The sequence below is a fragment of the Microbacterium sp. Leaf351 genome (genome assembly GCF_001423825.1).
Classification (GTDB): Bacteria; Actinomycetota; Actinomycetes; order Actinomycetales; family Microbacteriaceae; genus Microbacterium; species Microbacterium ginsengisoli.
On sequence record NZ_LMPK01000032.1, the window covers coordinates 1 to 6,097 of the forward strand.

6 protein-coding genes and 1 pseudogene are annotated in these 6,097 nt (G+C 66.1%); 1 reads left to right on the top strand and 6 read right to left on the bottom strand.

Going from position 1 to position 6,097, the window contains the following annotated elements; genetic code table 11:
• The first annotated feature begins 105 nt into the window (after positions 1-105).
• Positions 106-1,482 (top strand): polysaccharide pyruvyl transferase family protein, encoded by a 1,377-nt coding sequence (locus ASG00_RS08265; RefSeq protein ID WP_056208443.1) that lies wholly within the window; start codon positions 106-108, stop codon positions 1,480-1,482.
• Between the two features lie 25 nt (positions 1,483-1,507).
• On the opposite strand, the pseudogene ASG00_RS08270 reads toward ASG00_RS08265, so the two are convergent.
• From ASG00_RS08270 to ASG00_RS08295, 6 genes and pseudogenes are all read right to left on the bottom strand, one after another.
• Positions 1,508-2,068, bottom strand: a pseudogene (locus tag ASG00_RS08270) (dTDP-4-dehydrorhamnose 3,5-epimerase family protein); the annotation flags it as partial.
• Positions 2,068-2,949, bottom strand: coding sequence for an NAD-dependent epimerase/dehydratase family protein (locus tag ASG00_RS08275; RefSeq protein ID WP_056208451.1), 882 nt, complete (start codon positions 2,947-2,949; stop codon positions 2,068-2,070). The pseudogene ASG00_RS08270 and the gene ASG00_RS08275, both read right to left, overlap by 1 nt.
• A complete protein-coding gene (locus tag ASG00_RS08280; protein WP_056208456.1) occupies positions 2,946-4,178 on the bottom strand; it encodes an acyltransferase family protein in 1,233 nt (410 codons plus the stop codon). Before ASG00_RS08280 ends, ASG00_RS08275 begins: the two co-directional genes overlap by 4 nt.
• A 7-nt stretch (positions 4,179-4,185) precedes the next feature.
• Positions 4,186-5,310 (bottom strand): glycosyltransferase family 2 protein, encoded by a 1,125-nt coding sequence (locus ASG00_RS08285; RefSeq protein WP_056208459.1) that lies wholly within the window; start codon positions 5,308-5,310, stop codon positions 4,186-4,188.
• Positions 5,307-5,573 (bottom strand): hypothetical protein, encoded by a 267-nt coding sequence (locus ASG00_RS08290; protein ID WP_056208463.1) that lies wholly within the window; start codon positions 5,571-5,573, stop codon positions 5,307-5,309. The genes ASG00_RS08285 and ASG00_RS08290 overlap by 4 nt, the downstream gene beginning before the upstream one ends.
• A gap of 207 nt (positions 5,574-5,780) precedes the next feature.
• Positions 5,781-6,097, bottom strand: a 317-nt coding sequence (locus tag ASG00_RS08295; protein WP_442922626.1) for an LGFP repeat-containing protein, incomplete at its 5' end; no start/stop codon positions are given.

Genomic DNA, 6,097 nt, shown 5'->3' on the forward strand with positions numbered 1-6,097 from the left:
CACGCCGCCATCGCGGCATAATTCAACACACAACCCGTGTCCACAGAACCGGGTTCAGCTCCGTCGTTTGTCGTGACGGTTCAGCTCCACTCAGGTCGATTCGCGATGTACTCGGCGACCCGGCAGTGGAACCCCGGCGACGAGTTCATCCTCGCCGGGACGCGACGCATCATCGACGCGGCATTCGGCCCGCTGGATCCGGTGCTCTACGACCGCAACCCGGACGTGCGACCGGCGGATGGAACGACGATCGGCGCCCGAAACCTCCGGCGTCCGCTCGATGAGACCGCGGGGGCGCTCTACGAGCGGCTCTCCGCGCACCTGCGGCTGGGCTTCTCGAGCAACTCCGTCAAGTTCGATTCCGACCTCTCCTCCGTGAGTCTCGCCCTCATGGCGGGCAGCCCGGAATGGGCGTCGGATCGGTGCTGGAGCTTCTACGACCATGTCTTCCGCCACCGCATCCCCGTGATCGGCCTCGGGCTCGGTTCCATGCCGGAGGAGCGGCCCGAGTTCGTGGATGTCGCCCTCGGCAAGGCTGTGGCGCTCACCACACGCAGCCGGAGCCTCGCCCGGACCCCGCTTGCGCGTCGGTTCGACATCGAGTACCTGCCCTGCCCCGCGCTGCTGTCGGCGCCGACGACGCGCGAGGTCACCTCGGTGACACGCGTCGGCATCGCGATCGGCGTGCCCTACGAGGACGCCGTGTGGGCGAACGGACTCGATACGGCGTTCTACGAGCAGGTGTGCGCCGCGATCGACGATCTGATCGCCGCCTACGGCTCCGAGGTCGCCATCGAGTTCGTCGCCCATTACATCGATGAGATCCCGGTGCTCCGTGAGCGCTTCCCGGACCACGTCGTGCGCTATTCGTTCGACTCCGCGGACTACGCCGATCTGTTCGGCGCCTACGATCTCGTCATCTCCACGCGTGTCCATGGATGCGGCATCTCTGCGTCGCAGGGAATTCCGACCATCAGTCTCGGCCACGACTTCCGATCAGACACGACCGACGGCTTCCTCAGTGTGAGCGTCGACCTCGCTGGCGGCGCGTCGCTCTCCGATGCATTCAGCGAACTCGCGGGCGCTGCGTCGTCGAGGAACACCGAGTTGATCGCGCATCGCGCCGCCACGTTCGAGGCCTACCTGGATCTGCTGCGGACCCGCGTGCCCGACGGCCTGACAGCCGTGGACTACGGCGAGGGCGGACGCGTCGTATTCCGCGAGGGAGCTCCGCCCGAGGTCGTGTCGCCGCAGGTGGTCTCGTCACTCATCCACGACGCTGCGTCCTTCGCTGCCGAGTTGACCGCCGCACGTTCGTCGAATGACGAGCTCCGACGCGTGCTCGACGAGGTCGAGGCCTCGAAGGCGGAGATGGCTGTCGAGCTCGACGCCGCCCGACAAGCGGTCTCGAGCATGGAGGCGACACGCGCCGCTCGCCGGTCCTGGGGGCAGCGGATCCGCAGCCGTCTGGGCGGAAGCTGACGCCACCGCCTCGTCAGTCGGTCGTGAGAGGGGTGATGTCGGCGAGCGGCGGGTGCCCGCGGTCCTTGTCGGAGAGCTCGGCCTGGTCGAGCGAGATGGGCCAGGAGATCGCTAGTGCGCGGTCCGCGAGGTTGACGAATGCGTACTCGTCCATGCGGTCCGCACTCCAGTGCGCGTTCACGAGGTATGTGTAAGCCGTGTTGGTTTCGAGCGTCTGGTAGGAGTTGCCCACCCCGCTCGGAACGAAGATCGCCGTGGACGGGTCCAACTCGGTGGTGAAGACCGTCCCGAACGACGCGCCGGCTCTCAGGTCCACCCACGCGCCGAACACAGAGCCGGTCGCGGTCGAGATGAACTTGTCCCACGGTTCGGCGTGGATCCCCCGCGTCGTTCCGATCGCGTCGTTGAACGAGATGTTGTTCTGCACGGGCTGAAAGTCGGGAAGCCCCAGCGCCGTCATCTTCTCGCGTTGCCAGTTCTCCTTGAACCACCCGCGATTGTCCCCATGCACGGGGAGATCGACCACCAACAGACCGGGGATCGGGGTCGTGCGAACGGCGAGTTCTTTCCCGTATTCGAGCGCCATCATGTCTCCTTCGCGAACGGCGACGCGGCGATCAGAGCCTTTATCCGGGACGCATCGCCCCAGACACCGGGGGAATCATACGGCCGATCCGGAAACGCGCCGTACTGCAGCGAGATGTCCACGCCGTTCTCGACGATGAATCGCTCGACACGATCGGCGAGAGACTCCGGAACACCGCTCGACGTGTTGATCACTCCGACCAACCCGTCCGCCGTCGAGGCCAGCGCGATCTGCCGACCGAGCTCGTCGACGTCGATGAAGTCGTACAGCGTCCGTCCGGTGGTGAATGGGAAGCTCCGATCGCCCCGATCAGACGCATCGAGGATCTTCCCGAAGATCGACCTGCTTCGCCGGTCATCACCGACGATGTAGAAGGCCCTCATCCAGAGCAGCTCCGCGCGATCCTCGAGTGCGGCGAAGAGCGAGCGTCGCAGAGCATCCTTCGCGATCCCGTAGAGCGTCACGGGATTGGTCGGAGTGGTGGAGGTGATCGCTCCCTCCCAGTAGCCCACCTCGTGCATCGTTCCCAGCGCGGCGATCCTCACGATGCCGGCGTCCACGAGCCCGGCGAGGAACCGGAAATGTGCCGAGACGGACTCGATGTGCGATCGCGCATTGTGGACGAAGCCGTCCTGCCACGCGAGGTGGATGACAGCGGCGACCTCTGAGGGTGATGCGATCGCGGTGATGTCGAACTCGGGCGACAGCACGTCCGCCTGCAGGATGGTCGCGCGGGGGTCGACGTCATCCGCACGGGCGGTTCGGACGACCGCCCGCACGTCGTAGCCGAGGTCGATCGCCGCAGCGACGACGTGGCGGCCCACGTATCCGCCGGCGCCCGTGACGACCACGGTACGCCGCGGGGATTCGCCGGACGTCATACGCCGTTCCGAGCCACGCCGACCACGACCAGTGCAGCGGTGGCCACGATCAGAAGAGTCAGCGGGACGAACCTCACCCGGCGCAGGCCGGCGACGCCCCCTGCCTTCGGCGGCACCGATTGCCGGCCGCCGATGCGCGCCACGATGCGCGGCCGCCAGTTCTTCAGATCGAGTGCCGGCTTCTCGATGAGCGTCCAGCTCACGTAGGCGTAGACATGCACCGCGACGATCACGACCGCGAGGTAGACAGCGCTGCTGATCCCCTGGAGATTGAGACTCGCGGCGAGGAACATCACGGGCCACCCGGCGATGTAGATCCCGTACGAGAGGTCCGCACGACGATCCCATCCGGACAACGCGGTCACACGGGTGCCGAACCAGATGAGGCCATAGGCGAACGCGTACTGTCCGAAGAGGAACCACCCGCCCTTCCACCAGCTCACTGCGGCGATGATGAGCATCCCCATGCCGAGCGCATCGCTGAACGGCACTTTCTCGATGAATAGCTGAACCAGCGTGCCGAACGCGAACGGTGCGGCGAGCTGAAGAACCTGATGGTTCGCAAGGATGCCGCTGACCGACGCCAGATCTCCCACGTGCAGCGCTTGGAACGTCGACAGCATGAGCACGCCGGCCGCGATCGCGCCGCCCACGATCCTCCCTGCGAGAGCCCCGATGAGACCGAGCACGAGCACTGCGAGATAGCAGGCGAACTCGTACATGAGGGTCCAGGCGGATCCGTTCCAGGTGTTGTACCCGTGCGCGACGGCGGGCGTGCTGGCGCCGGTGCCCGAGATCGCCCACTGGTTGAGCATGAGGGTGAAGTTCTTCGCGACGTAGTCCCAGGGCGAGTCGACCGCGACCGAGAAGAACCCCCGGATCGTCCCCCTCTCACCGATCCATGCCAGCGGCGCAAGCGCGAACGCCGTGACGATGAGGATCAGAAACCAGGCGGGGAAGATCCTGACGACGCGATGCCACAGGAACCTCACGGGAGAGCTCGAATTGGTCATGCTCCGCGTGATGAGCATGCCCGACAGAAAGAAGAACCCTGTGACGGCCACACCACCCAGGGAGGTCTCCGCGTGCCACTGCTCGCCGATGTCCACTCCACCGAACAGCCCCGCGACCGGGCCGGCGTGCGAGAAGATCACCATGAATGCCATGAGCCACCGGAGGAATCCGATGGAGTTCTTTCGCGGGTTGAAAGCTGCGTGAAGCGTCGTCATCCGAACCTCAGATCGAGCGGGGGTACGCGGCGCCGGCCACGTCCCAGACTGGCGGTCTGATATTGCTGTACACCGGATTCCGTCCACCGAAGTAGCGTCGGATGTCGCCTTCGACGTCGGCGGAGACGGTGTCGATCTCTGCCACGAATCCGTACCAGTGCGCGGTGCAGATCTCGCTCACCTCAGAACGGATGGCAACCGACACGATCTCGGGGCTCTGATCGACCCAGTCGCGCGCAGCGGTGATCAGGGAATACCCGGACTCGTCCGCGGCGGATCGGACGAGGGCAGTCACCGCGCGGGACTGGGCGACTTCCACCGCTCCGGACGCAAGGAACCCGTCCACATTCCATCGGAACATCGGCGACCGATGGTTGACGATGCGCTGATTCGCCCAGTTGGCGATTTCGTCGCCACTCACTACCCCGGCAGCGAGAGTGGAGCCTCGACCGGCGTGATAGACGAACGCGCCGGTCGCAAGGACATGACGGAAGCCCGCGCTTGTCGCCCGCGCCGACCAGTCCGACTCCTCGCCGTAGCCGCGACCGAAGATGGGGTCCATCAGCCCGACCGCCGACAGCACTCGGGTGGGGATGATCATGGCGAACGAGATTCCCGCCGGGATATCAAGCGTCTCCGTGCCGAATGTCTGCTCGAGGACACGCCCGATCCGATCCGAGACCTCCTGCGTCTCGGCGAAGAGCTCTGTCGCGTTCGGGAGCGAGTACGGGTCGACATTCGTCGACCACGCCGTCACTGACGCGAGGTCGTCGCCCGCGACGGCCACCTTCATCATCACCTCGAGAGAGTTCGCCGCGTAGATGACGTCCGAGTTGGAGATCACGACGTAGTCGTATTCGAGACGGAGGGCGGTCGCGAGACCGAGATTGACATTGCGCGGGATACCGAGGTTTCGCGGCGACCGATAGTACGTCGCTCCGACGTCGGCGCTCAGAGACGCGAGATAGTCACTGAATCCCGGTTCCGGGCTCGCATCGTCGAGGACGAGGACATCGAGGTCGAATCCGTCGTGTGCCAGGGAGGCGATCGACGACAACGTGCGCTCAGCGAATGAGCGCCCGTTGTAGAACGTGACGGCGAGGAGGACCCTCGGCGTGTGCGCGGCCGTCACCGCCCCAGAATCCGCTTCGCTCGCTGCGCCGTTACGTGCAGGGAGTGGTTCTGACGGATGAGGTGTTCCAGCTTGCGGCGCGGATCGAGGAGTCGCTTCAGGTCCGCGACCTCCGCACTCAGCGCGGCCACGCGCTCTTCACTGGTCAGGAGCTTCTGCGCCAGCTCGATCGCGCGTTGATTGGCGATCGCCGCGTCTTCGAGCGCCCGCTCCAGGGACACCGCGCCGACGAGCGCGGGCGAGAGTTCATCCTCACCGGACATCGCGCTGCACCTCCTTCTTTCCGCCGACCCGATCAGCCGGCTCTGTAGCGACGGGCGCGCAGCAACGAGACTCCGTCGTGGCACCATCGCCGCCGTGATCTCGCACCCGCCTCGCGAGCACGCTCGAAGATCGATGTTCCCGACCGACCGCGGCGCCCCGCCACGCTATCACCTCGGCACTGCGTGTCCCTTTGAGACGACTGACGCTCACCCGTTCACCGAGATCACGCCGAACTGGAACCGTTGCGAGACTTTCCCGTTAGACGTCGTCGCCGCCGCGATCGGCAGACCGTACGTACCCGCCGCGCCGCCCGCGCCGACCCACGCGATGTTGACCGCCCCCGAAACCGCGTAGGCGCCCGTCGCCGGAGACCACAGGATGCTCCCCCCGGCGAAGGGCGCAGCGCACCAACGCCCGTTGCACTGGGTCACGCCGGTCGGCAGCCCCAGTGCGCCGGTCACGCCACCTGATGCGACCCAGATGTCGCGGTACGCCCCCAGCACCGGCACGATTCCCGCCGAGG